The sequence below is a fragment of the Ohtaekwangia sp. genome (assembly GCF_036786105.1).
GTDB lineage: Bacteria > Bacteroidota > Bacteroidia > Cytophagales > Cyclobacteriaceae > Ohtaekwangia.
In genome coordinates this window covers 1-19,833 of sequence record NZ_DAIQRQ010000028.1, presented here as the reverse complement: position 1 = coordinate 19,833, position 19,833 = coordinate 1, and the positions used below count along the sequence as shown (strand labels likewise).

Annotated in this window: 12 protein-coding genes; all 12 read left to right on the top strand. The window is 41.6% G+C overall.

Annotation, left to right across the window (positions count from 1 at the left end; genetic code table 11):
• The first annotated feature begins 62 nt into the window (after positions 1–62).
• Complete coding sequence (locus V7Q33_RS13020) at positions 63–314, top strand: hypothetical protein (protein WP_333820114.1); 252 nt, start codon at positions 63–65, stop codon at positions 312–314.
• Positions 315–355: 41 nt separating this feature from the next.
• Positions 356–550, top strand: a complete 195-nt coding sequence (locus V7Q33_RS13015) for a hypothetical protein (protein WP_333820113.1) — start codon at positions 356–358, stop codon at positions 548–550.
• Positions 534–833: a sensor histidine kinase gene (locus V7Q33_RS13010; RefSeq protein WP_333820133.1), complete on the top strand. Its 300-nt coding sequence runs from the start codon at positions 534–536 to the stop codon at positions 831–833. The genes V7Q33_RS13015 and V7Q33_RS13010 overlap by 17 nt, the downstream gene beginning before the upstream one ends.
• Positions 834–1,367: 534 nt before the next feature.
• A complete protein-coding gene (locus V7Q33_RS13005) occupies positions 1,368–2,012 on the top strand; it encodes a response regulator transcription factor (protein ID WP_333820112.1) in 645 nt (214 codons plus the stop codon).
• 313 nt (positions 2,013–2,325) lie between these two features.
• Positions 2,326–5,580 (top strand): SusC/RagA family TonB-linked outer membrane protein, encoded by a 3,255-nt coding sequence (locus V7Q33_RS13000; RefSeq protein ID WP_333820111.1) that lies wholly within the window; start codon positions 2,326–2,328, stop codon positions 5,578–5,580.
• Positions 5,581–5,605: 25 nt separating this feature from the next.
• Positions 5,606–7,282 (top strand): RagB/SusD family nutrient uptake outer membrane protein, encoded by a 1,677-nt coding sequence (locus V7Q33_RS12995; protein ID WP_331976708.1) that lies wholly within the window; start codon positions 5,606–5,608, stop codon positions 7,280–7,282.
• Positions 7,283–7,537: 255 nt separating this feature from the next.
• Positions 7,538–10,729, top strand: a complete 3,192-nt coding sequence (locus tag V7Q33_RS12990) for a SusC/RagA family TonB-linked outer membrane protein (RefSeq protein WP_333820110.1) — start codon at positions 7,538–7,540, stop codon at positions 10,727–10,729.
• A gap of 70 nt (positions 10,730–10,799) precedes the next feature.
• Positions 10,800–12,347 (top strand): SusD/RagB family nutrient-binding outer membrane lipoprotein, encoded by a 1,548-nt coding sequence (locus V7Q33_RS12985; protein WP_333820109.1) that lies wholly within the window; start codon positions 10,800–10,802, stop codon positions 12,345–12,347.
• A gap of 10 nt (positions 12,348–12,357) precedes the next feature.
• Positions 12,358–13,278, top strand: a complete 921-nt coding sequence (locus V7Q33_RS12980; RefSeq protein ID WP_333820108.1) for a DUF1735 domain-containing protein — start codon at positions 12,358–12,360, stop codon at positions 13,276–13,278.
• A gap of 39 nt (positions 13,279–13,317) precedes the next feature.
• Positions 13,318–14,073, top strand: a complete 756-nt coding sequence (locus V7Q33_RS12975) for a hypothetical protein (RefSeq protein ID WP_333820107.1) — start codon at positions 13,318–13,320, stop codon at positions 14,071–14,073.
• Between the two features lie 685 nt (positions 14,074–14,758).
• A complete protein-coding gene (locus V7Q33_RS12970; protein WP_333820106.1) occupies positions 14,759–18,805 on the top strand; it encodes a hypothetical protein in 4,047 nt (1,348 codons plus the stop codon).
• A 67-nt stretch (positions 18,806–18,872) separates the two neighbouring features.
• Positions 18,873–19,833 (top strand): DUF6443 domain-containing protein (locus V7Q33_RS12965; RefSeq protein WP_333820105.1); only part of this gene is annotated, 961 nt, incomplete at its 3' end.

The following is a 19,833-nucleotide window of genomic DNA, read 5'->3' as shown; positions in this document are numbered from 1 at the left end:
CATCCTGAAATTTATAGACCGGGATAAACTACAGCATTTGTATCGACAGCCTTGAAAAAGGAATGGAGCATATCGTTGATGAATTTGTATTTACCCACCGCGACCAACAGGAAGTATACTTTGATGTGAACGTATCCAAGCTATTGGATCGTCATGAAGTGCAGGGGCTTATATTAAAGCTCTATAATATTACACCCCAAAAATTACGGGAGCAGGAATTGATCCGTTCCAATCAGCAACTCGATCGGGTTATTTATAAAACAACGCATGATCTCAAAGCCCCGCTCATGTCGGCATTGGGATTGGTAAAATAGCAGAGCAGGCTTCTTACGAAGAATTGGTGCAATACCTTAGTATGATCAGGAAGAGCCTTCTGCGATTGGATTCATTTATAGAAGGAATGAACAATTTTTACCGTAACGATAAGTTGGCAATTCAACGTGATAAAATTGACCTGACCAAGCTGCTGACAGAAGAACTCGACTATTTGAAGAACCTCTATACCGGAAGAGATATAGCCATTTTCATGGCATATAGAGGGGCATGTTGAACTGCTTTCAGATCGCGTAAGGGTACAGACTATCGTTACAAATATTCTTTCCAACGCTATAAAGTACATGGACTTGCAAAAGCAAAATCCATTCATCAAAATTGCAACACAGATCACAGAAGAAGTTTGTGATATACGTGTAGAAGATAACGGTACTGGAATCTCGCCTGCATATCAGGAGAAAATATTTGATCTGTTCTTTCGCGCATCGGATCAGGCACAGGGCACTGGCCACGGCCTGTTTATTGTAAAGGACACGATCGACTGGCTGAAAGGAGTATAAACGTTCAGTCGAAACTCGGAGAGGGCACTACATTTACCATCCGTATTCCCAGCCAGCTACATCAGTCAATAGAAATAGAATATAGAATAAAGGTCTTACGCACGGAACCGCAGAGTTTTTATAGAGAGGGTCTTTTCTTTGTGAGTTCTGTGCGTTTTTACAAGATATAGGAGAAGCAGGAAGTGCTTTTAAGTCATTTAAGGTTTACGCACGGGGTCGCAGAGTTTTTATAGAGAGGGTCTTTTCTCTGCGCACTCTGTGCGTTCTTGTTTCCTGCAATCGCAAATGGTATATTTCGCCTGCTTACCATTTATATACCTAAATTATATACATTTCCATACACCATTTACTTCGCATTCCCGCATGGTAACAGCTAAGTAGAAATACGGATGCCTTTCTCGGTGGCATAACCACATTTCCATGCGTATAAACAGGATTGTCTGGCATACCTAATATGTGCTAAGTTTGATACCGTAATCAGAGCATAAGCTCACGCTTAAAAACATAGATTTCAAACGTTAATCAATAAACAAGATGATACAGGGAAGATTTAAAGCCAGACTGATTCTGATAATGGAGGATCCTAAAAACCGCGATGGTCTCGCATATGCTATAGAGTCTAACAATCGTTGCTCACTCATTACTACCTATAGCAATTGCGAAGAGGCAATCAAGGAATTGAACAAAACTTCTCCGGATCTTATAGTAATGGATCTTGTTTTCTCAGGTATAGAAGGGATTGAAGCAATAAAGAGCATTCGTGAAAAACGTCCGCAAACTGAATTCCTCGTGGTTACAGGAGAACGTCAGCGTGAGCTTTTCCTGTCGACCATTGCTGCCGGTGTTACCGGATATGTACTTCAGGAGTCTGGCCTTTCTCATTTTCTAACAGCATTGGATAAAATATTGGATGGCGGTGCTTACCTGAGTCCTGTATTTACCCGCACGCTGTTGGAAACGTTCTGGGTAAACCCGGTATCGCCTTTATCAGATCGAGAAACCGAAGTGTTGAAATTGGTTACTGAAGGAAAAAGCTATACTCAAATAGCTACCCAGCTTCAAATTTCTCAAGAGACTTCCAAAACGCACATCAAAAATATATACCGCAAACTTAAGGTGGGTAGCAAATCGGAGGTGGTGAAGAAAGCTATCAATGATAAGCTTGTTTCTATTATATAGTGTATAATCCATTGGTACAGGTTACTCAAATGAAGTGGCCTGGCTGGTGCATTCATTGGATAGGGTTTGATAACAGGGGCCGCGATTCGTACGCGGCCCTTTCTTTTTATATAGATGTTTTTATGTCTATTCTATACTGGGGGATATCTGTAAACCTGAATAGTGTGTGGTAATACCGTGTAAAAATATAGATAGACTTGTTTTTTGTTCTCTAAATTAGGTATAGTATATCAATTAAAATTACAGATGTTGGGTGATTTTATGGCAGTTGTATCTTCTCCATATTTAGCACCATAAACCTAAACACTAAAGCATGAAGAAGTATTTACTGCTTATGCTTGTCCTGCTATGGGCAAGTTTTGAAAGTATGGGCCAGGGAAGAACGATCTCTGGAAAAGTGACTTCTGCAGATGATGGCTCATCACTGCCAGGAGTAAATGTAATCGTTAAGGGAACAACAGAGGGTACAGTTACCGATGCCAATGGACGATATTCGTTATCAGTGTCGGCCAACGCTACGCTCGTTTTTTCCTTTATCGGACTAAAGACCGAAGAAATACCCGTTGGTGAACGAGCTGTCGTTGATGTTTCGATGTCTTCTGATGTTACTCAACTTACAGAAGTTGTTGTTACCGGAACAGGTGTAGCTACTGAGAAAAAGAGACTCGGTATAGCAGTTGAATCTGTTACATCAAAGGATCTTCCGGCAGCACCCACCGCTTCCATTGATCAGGCCTTGATCGGTAAAATTGCGGGAGCACAAATTTCATCAACCAGTGGTAATCCAGGCGATCCTGTAAATATAGTGTTGCGTGGTATGAACACTGTGCAGGGGGGAACCAAGCCGCTGATTATTGTTGACGGTGTGCAGATGGCTGCAACAGATTTGAACTCGCTTGATCTTAGCAACATCGAGAGAGTTGAGGTTGTGCAGGGTGCTGCATCTGCTGCGCTATACGGTGCGCAAGGAGCGAACGGTGCCATACAGGTTTTTACAAAGCGCGGAAAGAAAGGCGCACCTGTTGTTAACTATTCATTTGGCTATGCTGAAAATTCTTTTGTTAACAACGGCCATGTAAGCAAAGCCAGCCTGCATCCTTACCTTACTGATTCAAACAACAACATTGTAAGCTTAGATGGCACAATACTAACATATAATGACTTCGGATCTATCGAAGGACTTTCTTATAAATATGGTGGAGGTACCCGATATGCACTCCTTGATCCGCAGAACGTTGCTGATCAACCTTACAATGCTAATCTTAAATACTACGATCACTTCAAGCAGGTTTTCAAAACAGGCCACACAATTAATCATAGCATTAATATATCGGGGGCGAATGATAATACCGATTATGCAATATCCGTATCCAGTAATCAGACGCTCACTCCAGTAATGAATAATGGAAACTACGATCGATATAATGTTACGACAAATATAGGTACAGAATTATTCAGGGGATTCAAGGTCAGATCCATTACGCAGTTAATATATACCAGAAACAATATTGATCCAGGCCTTGGAGGTGCAGGTGGTGCTGGGTTTGGGCAAGGTGATTCGCAAGGAAACGTTGCATCCGTATGGGGCTTCCTGAACACATCGCCGTTCTTCGATTTGAAGTATAAATTGCCCGATGGCACGCCTCCGGCGTATCAATACGCGGATTTTGTAAGTGTAAATTCATTTAATCCATTCTATCAGCAATATTATACCAGCAGCCTGGATAACAAAATTGACATCTTGCAGAATTTTGACGCCAACTACAAAGTAAACAAGTTTATTGAGCTGGATGCTAAATATGGCATAAACTATAGAACAGAAAATGCCCGGTGGATATATAAAAATCAGACTCAAAATATAAATTCCAACTATTATGAAACATGGGCTTATTCATCTAACTCCAATGCCAATACAGGTGAGGTTGATAACTGGAACTATACAGGAACATTTCGAAACTTCCTGGGAAGTGCATTTTTATATACCAACTTTAAAGACGACTTCAATATTAATCTGCCCATAGAAACTTCTACACAGGTTTCGTTCGACTATCGGAAAAATGTTTATAAGGAGTATGATACGTATGGAGTTGGATTGCCGCTGCTTCCACCCTCTAATATGGAATCAACGTCATCGCAGGCCGTTGGCCTTGATTACTCAGAAACATTTATCACCTATGGATATCTGGTAAACCAGAAGATTACGTACGGCGATTATGCAGGAGTTACCGGTGGTTTTCGCAGCGATTGGTCATCTGCTTTTGGTGGTGGTTCCAAGCCCTTCACATTCCCGCATGCAGATGGATTTATAGCACCATCTTCCTTCAATTTCTGGGATGGTATAAAACAAGCGGTGCCTTATTTCAAATTAAGAGCAGCATACGGTGAAGCCGGTATTCAGCCGGGACCTCATGATCGCTACCCGGTGTTGGATCAAAGTAACCTGGGATCAAGCCTTGTATATTCTTTACAACAGACCGGTGCAAACCCAAATCTGAAAGTAGAAGTATCGAAAGAATTTGAAGCGGGTACTGATTTCACATTGGGTACAGGAAGTGAAGGAAACTGGTTTAATGACATACATGGATCATTCACGTATTGGAAGAGGAAGAGCGAAAATGTTATTTATGCCGTGAGTGAGGCGCCAAGCTCCGGAACAACAGGTGCTTTAACGAATGCCATCGGTATGTCATCACATGGTATACAGTTTCAATTGACCATGCCAGTGTATGAATCTGAAAATTTTACATGGGATTTTACTACAAATTTTGGCAGACAGACTTCCAAAATAGATAACATAAGCGGAGGAGCAGATATCATTCTTACTTCTGCTGCCGGATCTACAGCATTGACGTTAACGCCAGGGCAAAAGATCGGGCAAATATATGGGTTCAAGGCGTTAACAAGTCTGGATGAAAAGAAAGCTGATGGAACACGCTATATATCGTCTGTCGATGAGTCACAATATGAGATCGTAAATGGCCGAGTAGTAAACAAAGCAACCAAAGCCATACAGTTTACAGAAGACACACATCCGCTGGGTGATCCAAATCCTAAGTTCAATGCGTCGTTCATCAATACTTTTTCGTATAAGAATTTCCTGTCATTCTCGTTTCAGTTTGATTGGTTATACAAAAGCCATGTATATAATCAACTCAGAGAATGGATGTACAGGGACGGTATTCATTCTGATTTCTCGAAGCCTGTTACGATCGATGGTAAAACTGCAGCCTATACCGCTTATTATGAAAGCGCTTATACCAGCGCCTGGGGAAGTCTTTACGGACCGGGAAACAATGCCACAAAAGATTACTTCTATGAAGATGCCAGTTTCTGGAGACTGCGAAACATTTCAATCGGCTTCGATTTAGCCAAGGTGTTTGATCTTAAATATTTCAAAAAACTTCAGCTTGTATTGACGGGAAGAAATATAATGACCTTTACCAAGTATACAGGACTTGACCCGGAAATCAGCTCGGGTGCTGTAAACTCGTCATTTGATCGTGGTGTCGATAACGGAACACTGCCGAATACCAAATCTTACCAGGTAGGATTGAATGTCACATTTTAATCTCTCACGTATCAATCTGGAATTTATGATGAATAGAAAGAATAAAACTATAATAATCCTTCTGATAACTTTTGTATTGGGAGGAACGATAGGTTGCCAGGATCAACTGGATGTCGGGAATCCTAATGCACCAACAATAAAGAGTAATGCGGCCAGCGAGCCAGGATTAATATCACTCGCACAGGGGGGTGTCTATATCAATGGCTTTAGCAACGGAGATGTATGGTTAGGCGATAGCTATTTCTCACTCGTATATGGCTATAGCGAATTGCTAGGGGATATTGTTGGCGCTCAGTCGGCCAATCAATTGATCAGTACGTTAAGTATACCAGACTATTTTATTTTGGATGATGGTACAAAAATGTCGAATCCAACTTCATCTATTTCGCTACTGCGCGCCAACAATACCAGGGCTCAAACAGGTGCGGGGTATAATCCTACCTACTATCAGTGGACGAATATGTATGCGATGAATAATGCATGTAACACAGTGCTCAGCCTCATTGACGGCATATCGTTTAGTGGTGATGCAAGTTCAAGAGCGAATACTCTCAAAGCATGGTGCTACTGGTGGAAGGGATATGCCTATGCATCTATAGGCTCTATGTATTATTCAGGACTGATAATAGATGAGGTTGGAAAACCGAGCGGTGAATATGTATTGCACGATGACGTAATCGCAAAATCCAATGAGTATTTTAGTCTCGCTGCCAGCACATTGGATGGCATTACCAGCATTGACGACTATCAAACAGTACTCAGTCAATTGATCCCTGCATTTTGCCAGACTGGTAATGGTGGTGTTCTGAGTGTCGACATGTGGAAGCGTAACATTAATACCATGCTCGCCCGTAATATACTGTTGAACAAGCTTGCACCTTTTGTAAATAATGATCTGAATGCTTCAATTGCAAAATCTTCGACCAGCACAATGACTGCATCTGATTGGACGAATGTATTGACGTATGCTACAAACGGCATTCAGCAGGGTGACTTTGTTTTTACCGGAAGAACAGTGTCGAAGAATGGATTCTTTACGGCATCTACCGGTTCTGTAGCGGCTATGGCTACGGGTACCAATGCATCATCTTCTTTTAAGTTAAGTGAAAGATTTGTTCAGAATTTTAAAGCAGATGATAAACGCCTTTTGAACTTTGACATGGAAACGACTTATGAAGATGACCTGACGTTTGGTACAAGATATAGCCTGGAAGACAGTACGGTGAGTGAAGCCGGTGTTTACGATTATGGAACAAAACGAGTTGGCGAATACGAATTGTTCATTGCCGGAAGCTATGAGGAAAATGCCTTAATGCTTGCAGAGGCAAATATACGATTGGGGAACGTTGATGATGGTTTGGCCTATGTAGATGCTGTGCGCGATTATATGGGTGCCGGTGTAAGCGCAGTAGCCAACACAGGACTTGACCAAACACAGGCTATGGTAGAGCTTGTTCGCGAAAGGAGGGTAGCCCTTGCCTTTAGGGGTATTTCTTTTTATGACTATAGAAGATGGGGATATACTTACGATATCGCAAATGGAGGGGGAAGCTACGGCAATACACTGTACGCATCTGACGGTACCTTATATACCGATGTAACAATAAACTATAATTTTTTGGACTACTGGGATGTTCCTGCCGATGAATCTGTATTGAATCCTTCAACAAGTACAGTATCGACCAAAAATCCGAATTTCTAACAGGAGAATGTCTTACCTGGGCCTGCTTCTGCAGGCCCATTTTAATTTGCTGCCGCAAATATTACGGAGTTGTTTCCTTTTTGTAGTAATAACGAGTGCTTCAAAAGCTTGGTGTGTATCGATTGCAACGGATGATTTGTATTTTGTATAACGTAATTTACGTTACATAATCATCTATATTTTACTGATTATACGTTATTTCCCGTAGTTCAAAGCTTCTTCAACTTTAAGGCTTTATAACCTAAACATTAAAGTATGAAGAAAACTCTACTGTTTCTGCTTATCCCATTGCTGATAAGTTTGGAGACTTATGCCCAGGACAGAACAATCTCTGGCAAGGTCACTTCAGCTGAGGACGGCTCTGGCCTCCCTGGAGTGAACGTATTATTGAAAGGCACAACTAATGGAGCGGTAACCGATGGCGATGGTAATTTTAAGTTGTCTGTGCCTGGCCAAGGCGGCACACTGGTGTTTACATTCATTGGTTTACAATCTCAGGAAGTCGAAATCGGAGCTCGGTCTACAGTCGATGTTCAGATGTCACAGGATGTTACTCAACTGAATGAGATCGTTATCACCGGTGCGGGTGGTCTTCAGGCAAGACAAAAAGAACTCGGCTCTGCACAAGCAATTATCAATTCGCAAACTCTAACCACAGGAAAGGCCGTTAATATGGCAGCCGGGCTACAGGGTAAAGTAGCTGGTTTCCAGATTAATGCAACCAGCAGTGGCGTTAACCCTGAGTATAGATTGATACTTCGCGGTCAACGCTCCTTAACAGGTAACAATCAGGCCCTCCTTGTTCTTGATAATGTTATTGTGCCAAGCTCTTTGCTGAGCAATATCAATCCAAATGATATAGAGTCCGTAAACATTTTGAATGGAGCAGGTGCTGCTGCGCTGTATGGTTCACAAGCGTCCAATGGTGCAGTTATTATTACTACTAAGAAAGGTAAAGCTGGAATTACCGAGATAAACGTTTCGCAAAATATTCAGGCTTCTCAAGTAGCATTTTTGCCAAAGATTCAGACGAAATTTGGTTCGGGTGGTTCAGCTTACGGTATAAATCCAGATGGTAGTCCTTATTTTAATTACTTGGAGAACCAGTCCTACGGACCGGCTTTTGATGGCACTCTTCGTCCTCTCGGGCCAAAGCTGGAAGATGGTACCCAGCTCTATACTCCTTACACCTACAAACCAGGTCATGCCGATTTTTGGCAAGTAGGTATAACGAAGCAAACAGATTTCTCTGTATCTACCGGTGATGACAAGTCAACTCTGATGGTTTCCGGTCAGTATGTAACAACAACTGGTACTACACCTGGTGATAAATTCACAAGAGGTAACGTGCGGGTTAATGGTACAAGAAAGGTAGGTAACAAAGTGTTGGTTACTTACTCTACTGTATATGCACCTAACAAGTATGATATTTCATCAGCAACAAATGTGATATATCAAAACATGTTGAACATGCCGTCAAACGTAGATATCACTGCTTTCAAAGATTGGAGAAATAGCAAATTTGCAAATCCTGACGGTTTCTATAACCCTTGGTATTTAAACCCCTATTTTACAGCAGCTACAAATCGCGAGCTTGATAAAAATAATTATCTGACTGGTAGCCTTGAGCTTAAGTTCACTCCGATTGACGGTTTGAATTTGATTGCCCGTCAGGGTATATCTTCTAGGAATTATACTCAGAAATCAACAGTAGAAGGTTATAAATATACCACATACGCCAAGGGTACAGATCAAAGCTCAAAGACTGATATTCCATCATCAGTAACAGAGACTGCAATGTATACCAATCAATTGGTTACTGATCTCCTTGCTCAATATGATAAAACTGTTGGAGAATTCAATTTCAATTTAGTTGGAGGTACACAGTTAATTGAGAACAATTCCAGAATTCAGGCAACGAATGCCAATGGTCTTATTATTAAAAATCTCTATAACCTGAATAATGGCACTGGAACTCCTTTATTTGGTGAGGCTGAATATCAAACCAGATTAATGGGTGTTTATGGTAAATTGACTGTTGGCTTTAAAGATTACCTTTTCTTGACAGCAACAGGCCGTAATGACTGGGATTCCAGATTGAATAAGACCAATCGTTCTTTCTTCTATCCTTCAGCGGAGGCTTCATTTGTAGCTAGTGACGCGATTGCTGCTATTAAAGAAAGCAATCTTATCAGCTATTTGAAATTTAGAGGTGGTATATCCAAGACTGGTCTCGTTAATTTAGGTTCCAATACTAGTGTATATCCAGGAAGTGCATTGTATAGTGATTTGGGCGCGTATAACTTACTTCCGACATTTAACTCTAACACCAGTTATGGTACGGGCAACGGTTTCCCTTACGGAAGTTTAGCCGGTTACTCACTTGATAACAGATTAGTTAGTGCCAGCATCAAGCCAGAGTTAACGCACAGTTATGAATTCGGTGTTGATGTTACCTTGTTGAGAGATATGATTAGTGTGAATGCTACGTACTTTCATTCACGTACAGATAATCAAACGGTTACAACTGCACTATCAAACAGTACTGGTTTCAATTCATTGCTTACCAACGTAGGAGAGACATCTTCTAAAGGCTTAGAACTTGCAGTAAGTGTAACGCCTATTAAAACTCCTGATTGGACAGTAACTTTATCCGGTAACTATACCTACCTGAATAATAAAGTAAATTCAATTTCGGCTCAATTGCCCCAGTTGACATTGCAAACATCGGGTAATGCTCTTTCTGCCGCTGTAGCTGGCCAGGCGTTCCCTGTTATTATGGGGTTGGATTATCAACGTGATCCACAAGGACATGTGATTGTAGATCGTATTACCGGTTTACCTTCGGCAACAACGAATAACGTTATTTTAGGAAATGCTACTCCTAAAAATCGCATCGGTGCAAATGCAGCTGTAAGCTATAAAAACATCCACTTCTCTATCTTATTTGAATATCGTGGTGGATATAAAGTATTTAACGGTGTAGGCACTGAATTGGATTGGTCAGGAACCGGTTACAGAACTGCAGCGTATGATCGTCAAAGCTTTATCTTTCCGAACTCTGTATACAAGGCTGATGATGGAACATATGTAGAAAACAAAACAGTTGCTATTGCAAATGGTAATGGTAACAACGGTTTCTGGTCTGACGGTATTAATCGAAATACAACCTCTAACTATGTAACATCCGGTACTTTCATTAAGCTAAGAGAAGTAGCGTTGTCTTATGATTTACCATCTTCTATTCTCGGAAAAACCAAAGTTATCAAGAGAGCTACTATCAGCGTTCAAGGACGTAACCTGTTCTTGTGGATGGCCAAAGATAACTATTATACAGATCCTGAATATAGTACTGCTGGATCTACTGGAAATGGTACAGGCTTGAATGATATTGGACAGACACCGCCAGTACGTTACTATGGAGGTACTTTATCCCTTACACTCTAAAAGGTATAGCCGTTTTCAATGAAGTTTATTAAGAACGCTAAATAAAGAAACAATGAGAAAATTATCGATAATGATCTTTTTAGTTGCTGCAGTACTCTCTTCCTGCAATGACTATCTGGACATAAATGAAAATAAAAATAAGCCAACCTCGGCAAGTGCTGAACTTGTGCTTCCGCAGGCACTGGCTGCTACTGCTCTTGTGTTGAACGCGTACAATACGTATGGAATGCAGATTGGTGGATATGCGGCCAACGCCGGTGGTTATGGAGGTTTTAATGAAACGGTTTCATATAAGTATACACCGAATAACTACAGTAACTTGTGGCCGGTGTCTTATGACAACCTTGAAGATTATCAATATATCATCAATCAGACTGATGGAGATGATGCTAATGCGTATGTTAATTCCGTGGCCAGGATCATGAAGGTCTATGGATTCCAGTTGTTGGTAGATACGTACAATAACGTGCCCTATACAAATGCTCTGCAAGGTCTTGCAAATTTGACACCCGGATATGATAATGCTATTTCTATTTACAAGAGTCTGGCAGACGAGCTTGATATTGCAATTGCAGCAATTGAGAAGGGACTTGCGTCTCCAATAGCGCCTAACTCGATATCAGCCAATGACATTGTATTCAAGGGTAAAATGGAGAATTGGATTAAATTGGCTAATACCATTAAGTTACGACTGGTTATCAGAGCAAACGGTAAAGTAACTTTTACCAACACAAATTTTGATGCGTTAGGATTCCTAACAAAAGATGAAGGTGATGCATTAGTTAATCCTGGGTATACCCGCGATAATAATAAGCAGAATCCGGCATGGAATACTTGGGCTTTTAGTAATACAGGAAGTGCAGGTCTCAAGTCGTGGATACCTTCTACGTTTATCATGACTTTCTATGATGGAACAAAATTGACAGACAATGGAAGAGGAAAAGCGATGTACTATCAATTTCCCAGTACAGGAACCAACCAGTTAGGTTATGAAAGTACTGGCATTCCAAAGAGCCCTGATGGAAGTTTTTGGTATCCGGGATCCGAAAGAAAAGGTACACTGGCAGGTAGTTCAACCGGTGTCTTAAAGGGGCCTGAAGCTGGTTATCCTTTATTTACAGTGGCAGAGAGTAACTTCCTGCAAGCCGAAGCAAAGGTGGTTGGCATTAGTATACCAGTAGGTGAAACAGCCAAAGATCTTTTTGAAGCGGGTATACTGGCATCATTCAAATACCTTTATCAACTGCCGAATGGTACGGCGTCAGGAAATTATACTACTGATGAAGCAGCATATCTGAGCAGCAACAGTTCTTCTTATCTTGTGAATTTTGATTTGGCAACCACTCAAAGTGAACAAATAGAAGCCATTATCACGCAGAAATATATAGCACTTAACATGATACACAGTGCTGAAGGATGGAATGAGTATAGACGAACCGGCTTCCCTAAAGTGTCGGGAATTGCCCCTGAAACTACCTTTGCATCCAAGGTTTCTCAAAGTCCCCGTGCTGACAGACTTCCAACACGGATTCTATATCCTAGCAGTGAGGTTCAGTACAATGGAGCCAATGTTCCTTCTGCAGATTCATTCAACTCACTTATTTTCTGGGCTAAATAAAAACTGACTTATGAAATTATTGAAAATATTAATGTGCCTTTGCCTTTTGGCGACAGGCAGCTTGCTTACATCGTGCCTTGATGGGGATCCAATGAACTTACCTCCCGGAGGACAAGCACCATTTGTTGAGATGACGTATAACCCGACACCAGGCTCTGCACCTGTTGTAGTGAATACAGGCTTACAATATTTTGCCTCACAAACATTACTTCTTTCACCAGCTGATGAAGCAGATACCATTTCCTTTTATGTGACTATTCAGGGTAAAGTAAATAAGGATGTGACTTTTACGTTGAAGACTTTGCAAAATGCCATCAACGATAACTATTCGTCTGATTCTCTGCAGTACATGTTCATGAAAGATGATCAGTATAAATTTTTAAATACAACTGCTACCATCAAGGCAGGTGAAACGTATGCAGAATTTAAGGTTGTATTTTACCCGCCTAACATCGATTTCACAGAAAGCCGTTCTTTACCGATTACTACGATTAATGATGGCGAACTTACCACTAGTGAAAGTCATGGTATAGTATATTTCCATATCATAGGAAATCCTATAGCCGGCTTATACAGTTGGGATTTTACCAGATATGGAACACCTGATGATCCTCCATCTGGTAGCCCTGATATTACTTTCACAGGTAAAACAGCAGTGTTTTCACCAGTTAATCCTACCACTATACGTGTTAAGACAGGGTATTATGATAATGCTGATTATGTTATCACTTTCACTAATACAGATGGCGTATTGTCAAATTTCAAAGCACAAATTGATCCCAAAAAACTTGCTGAAGATGGTGACTGGACGAAGGCCGGCATTTCTATCGGATCAGGTCCTACTATCAAAGTAGAAAACAACAACACGAAATTTACGCTCCATTACACTACTAATAAAAGGAACGTGACCGATGTATATACATTGAAGTAGAAGAAACTGAAGAATTGAACTTAAATTAAAGTTGAAAATATGTTAAAAAGCACATATAGAAATTATATATATGCAGCGACTGCAATGGTCTTTGCCTTGCTGATATCCTGTGATAATAATGATGCCGAGATCAAGCATTATAGCGCTCAGGTAGTTGCTGATGATGCCACTTTGAAAACTGACAAGTATAAGCTCATCACCGTATTTTCCACTGATAACGGAACTACTTTTGTCGATTACCCTAATCTGAAAAAAGGACAGACGTATCAAGTGAAAGTGGTCCATCGAACTGATGATGGAGACGTAGATGTTAAACCATCGGAACTGGGATTCCACCTGGATTGGTCTTCTTCTAACCCTAAACCCAACGGGGCAACTGACGGACAAATGGCTGAATTCACCATGCAAGAGTCAAATGACATTGTAGTGGTAATTGCCAGCCACGTTTGTTCATATAATGCTACTGATTGGGCAGGAGCTTGGGGAGCTAAAGAGACTGGTAGCGGAGTTGGAGGGACTGATAATAATACGCTTACTCAGGATGAGACAGATCCCAACAAGTATACAATGGACAACTTCTTCGGCGATGAAGTTGAAGCCTCTATTACTTTTGCTTCTTCTCCATCCAAATACTGGGATCAGGTGGTAACGCTGCCTAAACAAACTACCAGTGAAGGAGGAGTAGCATCAGGATCTGGATATTATGATTCTTGCCTTGGTACATTTTATATAGATGTAACCTATGTGATAGGCGGTAAGACATATTCCTGGAACTATTCATTTACCCGGCCGTAAAGAGATATTTGAGTGAATACAATTTAAAGAGCTGCCGAAAGGCAGCTCTTTTTTTAATGTATCTGATATTTTTGATGCATTGACTACCCGTTACTTATGAAAGTGAACGCCAGTGAACTATAGAATATCGAGTAAGGATTAATATACAGCTCAATAGTTCTATCGACCAAGGTGCTGTTGTTTCTCGATGAAGTACTTGATAACCAAATTTTAAAATCTAAGATTTTTGCTTTAAATAATACCACCTTGATCACAAGACTTACTGCATGAAGCCGTTACTTTAGTAAAAGCGCTATACCTAAAAAATAATTTACTGGCAATGGTATCCGTAAATATACTGAGTTATTAAGGTAAAAGATTATCAAAGGCTAGATATTAAACCGTTTTCTGAGTTAACAATAACTTCAACTCCGCTGTAATCTTCTACGTAGTTTAGTTTACAAGATGTAGTTAGTCTACTTTATTTATGTTGTAATTAAGTATATTTGTAAAATCAAACCGAGTGGATACTATGCATACACCTAACCTGAAACCTGAACGAGAGAAAAAACAATTTCTTTGTTATTTCTACCCTGAATCATTACGGTCCCCTTTATATTCTTACAACTGGTAATAATTAGTTGTATCCTCCGCAACTAATATTCATTACTCAGTAAATTAAAGTATAATTAATAAGCGAACTTCTATGAAGAAGAAATTACTTCTTTTGCCGGTCTTTTATTGCCTTTTTATAAAGGCTTTCTCACAGGAAGAAATACCAGTGGACTTGAATAGTGGATCACCATCTATACATGTACCGTTATGGACTGTTACCGATCATGATCTGGCTGACAATGTGCTCTTATATTACAACCCGGATGACTTAAACTTAGGGGCTACCGTAGAGCCATGGTACGGTGCCGGATGGGCAGTAACGGGTGGCGGCACTATTACACGTCAAATACGTGGTTTGCCTGATGATATTAATGAATCAACTGGTCTTTTACGTAAAGGCTGGCTTTACCTTAATGCTTCTGGCACACGCGTCAGCAATGACATAGGAAGCTTCGCAGCTTCAGCCAATAATTCAGTTGCAGACTGCAGTGATGAAGCTGCTGACAACGCGAAGTTAAGTAATTTAAACTTTGTACAAGATACTGAGTCAGATATTTATTACTTCAATGGGCCAAATCTTACCGGGGCTTTTATGTTTGACAACGCAGCTACACCAACGATCCGGTTGATTCCATATCAGGATGTAACAATAACATATACTACAGTTGCCAATAGTATCACCTCTTTTACGATTAAAAATGGTAATGGAACTACCTATACATTCGGTACAGTTGCGGCCAATACAAAAACTACATCGAGCATTGTTAATGGCATTGCCCCCATGCAGGCTGATTATCAGTTCTATCGAAATGGAGTAACCTATAATGCTGTATGGGGTCTAACCCAAGTTCTATCTCCATCAGGAGCTCATTTGGATTATACCTATGCAACACAGACAACAAGCTTTGATCAGGATGTAAGGGTGGGAGTGTATAGTCAGGCAAGCCCAGCGCTTACCAAGCTCGCAATGGTAAAACTTTATCATGTAAATGAGACCATTAAACGGTTGTATGTGAGCAGTATTACCGGGGCAGGCGGAAGCAAACTTACTTTTGATTATACAAATGGTCTTTTCAACGGGGTAAAGATGTATGATCTACGTGGTGGCAGCTCTTCTGTAAAAGAGATTCAACTTGGTTACAAGATTGTATCTACACCGCTATCACATCGTCATTTTTTAAAGACAGTGGTCGAAATTTCCGGCTGTACGCGGATGTCACCCTATACATTTTCATATTTGAACGAAGATGGTCTTCCTGTAACACGATATCCGGCTTCGGACGTATGGGGCTATTACAATGCCTCTGACGATGGAATGAGTGATCTGGCTTCTGCCCAAACAAAATATCACCAGGTACCTAAACTATATGTATACCCTAGTGAGAAGCCTCACAATCGGGTAAGATTGTATCCGATACCCAATTATAGTGGTACACAGATTGTGTTAGACGGTGCATATCGCTTGCCTGATCCGGGCGCCATGAAAATAGGTGCCTTAAGTAAAATTACCTACCCCGCTGGTGGTACAATGCAGCTTACGTTTGAGGCTAATACGTATTACGACACACTCGCTGCTGGCAATCAATACGCCGGTGGCTTGCGCATCAAGCAAATCGATTACTTCGATGCCATAAATTCTTCCAATATTGTCACTAATAAATATATCTACGAAGACACTGTCACGCATCGATCATTTGGAAGGCTGATAAACGTTCCTTCTTTTTTGATACCTGTCTTTAAGTATAGGAACCCTGATTCTTATGCAATAACATCAAACGATATCGCCTATAGTTCTTCTTTCTCTATAAGTGATCAATGGAAGCTCTTTACTGTACGTTCAGAAATTAATTTAAATAGTGCAGGAGGTGCACCGGTACAATATCAGAATGTAGTAGTTCACCGTGCAGGAGCCGGATGGGCGAAATTTCAATACCTGGAACCGGCACAATATGGAAATGCTTTATCAGATCAATGGACACCTGCACTCGATAAATTTGCCCGCGCCAATACGACACCTTGCGCCAATATGGGACTGATAGCGAAGGCTGAATCATGGGTATATCCATATGCGCCCAATCCTAACTATGATTATGCACGTGGTTTACTGGAACACAAGTACGAGTATAATGAGGCTTTTACGCTTGTACGGGAAACATATAATGAATACCAGGACCTGTTCAAACCAGGGCTTACGGCGCCAGCACGTATATATGGCCTCCTCTATGATATATACCCACACTCAGTTGATCCCAATATTTACCTTTACAGTAAGTATTACATGCTGTCTGACATGGGTAAGGCCTTGCTGCGAAGTACCGTAACAACATACGATGCAGCTAACGCAGCCCGCAACCGGCAGGCCAAAACAGAATATTACTATGATGGCACATCGCATCGATTACTTACACGCGCAAAAGCCATTAATGCAGACGGAACGATTTATACTACCAAAATAAAATATCCATTGGATTTTGGTACGATCGCTGCCAACTCTGATAACTCCTTGCTGCGCATTAAAGACCTTCAAACGGCTGGTCGCAATAGCACACCGATTGAAACCATTCAGTACTTCCAACGAAGCAGCACAGATTCACTTCGCGCCATATCAGCCGAGCTGGTCAAGTACGATAATTTTACGCCCGGTGGTGTATTACCGAAGGAACATTATGCACTGCAGGCAAGCAAACCAGTAACCAATTTTACAGAATCGGCACCCGTGCTACAAGGCAGTACCTATGTATTAAATACTGATTCCCGTTATGAGCTGGATAATACGATGACGTCCTATACAGCAAATTGGCATCTTGTTTCTGCAATAGGTCTAGGACGTGTTCCGGCTACCACCATCTACGGCTACACAGGTACTGTGCCGGTAGCACAGGTTTCACATGTTGCCCAGTCGGCCGGTAGTAATGTGCAATTTGCCTTTTCGGATTTTGAAACTACTACCGGTAATGAGTTTATGCTTACTAATCCATACTATGGTGCAGGCTATACCGGGGCGCAAGCCATACATCCTTATGCTACGCTTACCAAGACGGTAACAAAAGCTGCTAACACAACAGCCTATGCAGTATCATTCCGGGCAAAGACTGCCAGTGCCACAGCTTTTATGGTAAATATTGTAATTAAAAATACAGCCGGTACAACTACGTATGTAAATGATACGATCAAGGTACTTGCCAATACAGCCTTTGTATTCAAACGTAAATCGTTCAACGTAGCAGCAGCACCATCTGACATGGTGATCACACTTAATGGTGTTGGCTTCAGTGCACCAACAGGTTCAGCATCCCTCTGGCCTTTGCTGGATGATGTAGCGTTTTATCCCGATCAGGCTGCTATGAATTCTTATACCTATCAATTCCCTTACGGTATAACGGCAACTACTGCTCACGCCAGCGGTGTCACAGGCTTTACCGAATATGATGCGATAGGAAGAACGCGCCTTACGCGCGATATGGACGGCAATATAATAACACGCAATACCTATAACTTCCCTACAGGAATAAGCCTGGTAGCGACATTTGCCCTTCCTTCAGCACCGCTGTATGCAGCCGATACTCGCACTTTTACGGCTACAGGAAACGCTTGCGTGCCCAACGCTAACTATTCGTGGCGACTGACAAAATCCGATGGAACTGTGCTCGCAACACAATCGTCAACGTCCACAACATTCACCTGTAGCTTTACCGCACTTGGTTCATATATCATGTATCTGGATGTTAGTGCTGCTAACTATACCACACAATCATCTTCTACTTCCTTTACGCTCTCTGGTTACAAACCATATACCGGTCTTGGTATTTGTCATAAAGGTATATCGGAAGTGGGATGTATTTCTAATACAGTGCTGGCGGGCTGTGTCGGTCAGAGCGGAGCGTCACCGAATACCATGACTTACTTTGATGTATCGACTACTGGTGCAGGTGTGACCGGTACTCCAACGTATCAATGGAAGATGCGAAACCTCGGTACGTCAGCGTGGACTGACATGACTACCAATGCGCAGTTTTCTTTCAAGCCATTGCCTGGCACCCCGAGTCTGGAAGTAATGTGCGTCATTACCACTGCCGATGGCAGATCAGGAAGCACTCCAATCGATACAGTGATTATAGACAATTGCAGTGCTCAATAGTACACAATTTAAGACTGCCACATGCGGTTAAAATCAACCATCTCATTTACTGACTGCTCATCAAACTATGAATAAGATATTACGTGCGCTTAGCCTTACCAGTGTCTTCGGTATATTATTACTGGCTTCATTTTCTGCCCAAGCGCAAAACTATACGATAGTTGGCCCTACCACTGTAACGCTTGATACTACGGTTACTTATAGCGTTACGGTTGCTGTGGATGATAACTGGACCAATGCCCACTGGACTGTTAGTTCCAACGGAACTATTACTGCTACTACTGTAGACAACACAACGCATAAAGCAACGGCCACTGTTCACTGGACAGCTATAGGCGTTGGGACGATATCATCCTATGATGGGACGCTCTTGAGAGCACAGGCTTCAATTAGTGTAAATTGTAAACCGGCATTACCGGCTCCTCACAGCAACACGGCAGGTGAGGTGATGCTGGCTGGACTCTTTACCTTTAGTGTGACTACTCCAACGTGCACGAGTTGTTCGATTCAGTGGTATAGCAACGCTGCGGCTACCGGCACTATGCTGGGTACCGGCACTGCCTACACAGTAAATGTAACGGGTCCGGTTACGTATTACGCACGCACAGTAAATGCACAAGGATGCTGGAGCAGCACAACACCTGTGAGCGTAACGGTGCAAGGAACAATGCCAGTCTCAAGTATTCGTTCGATAGTATCCGAAAGAGTTCGCAAGTTTGAAAAAACAGAAGCTAATCTTCCGGCTCTTACCGATGCACAGCGCAATACTACTATTACTTATATAGATGGTCTTGGCCGGCCCGTGCAGCAAGTGGCAGTAAAGGCCAGTGCCAATAATCTTGATATGGTGCAGCTCTTTCAATATGATGCACAGGGGCGGTCTACCAAAAATTATCTACCGTATACTGGTACTACGAATAATGGTTCCTATCATACTACAGCACCAACCGAGCAAGGATCGTTTTATACTGCTACCAACGACCAGATCGTAAACGATAATTACCCGTTCTCTAAAACTGTATACGAAA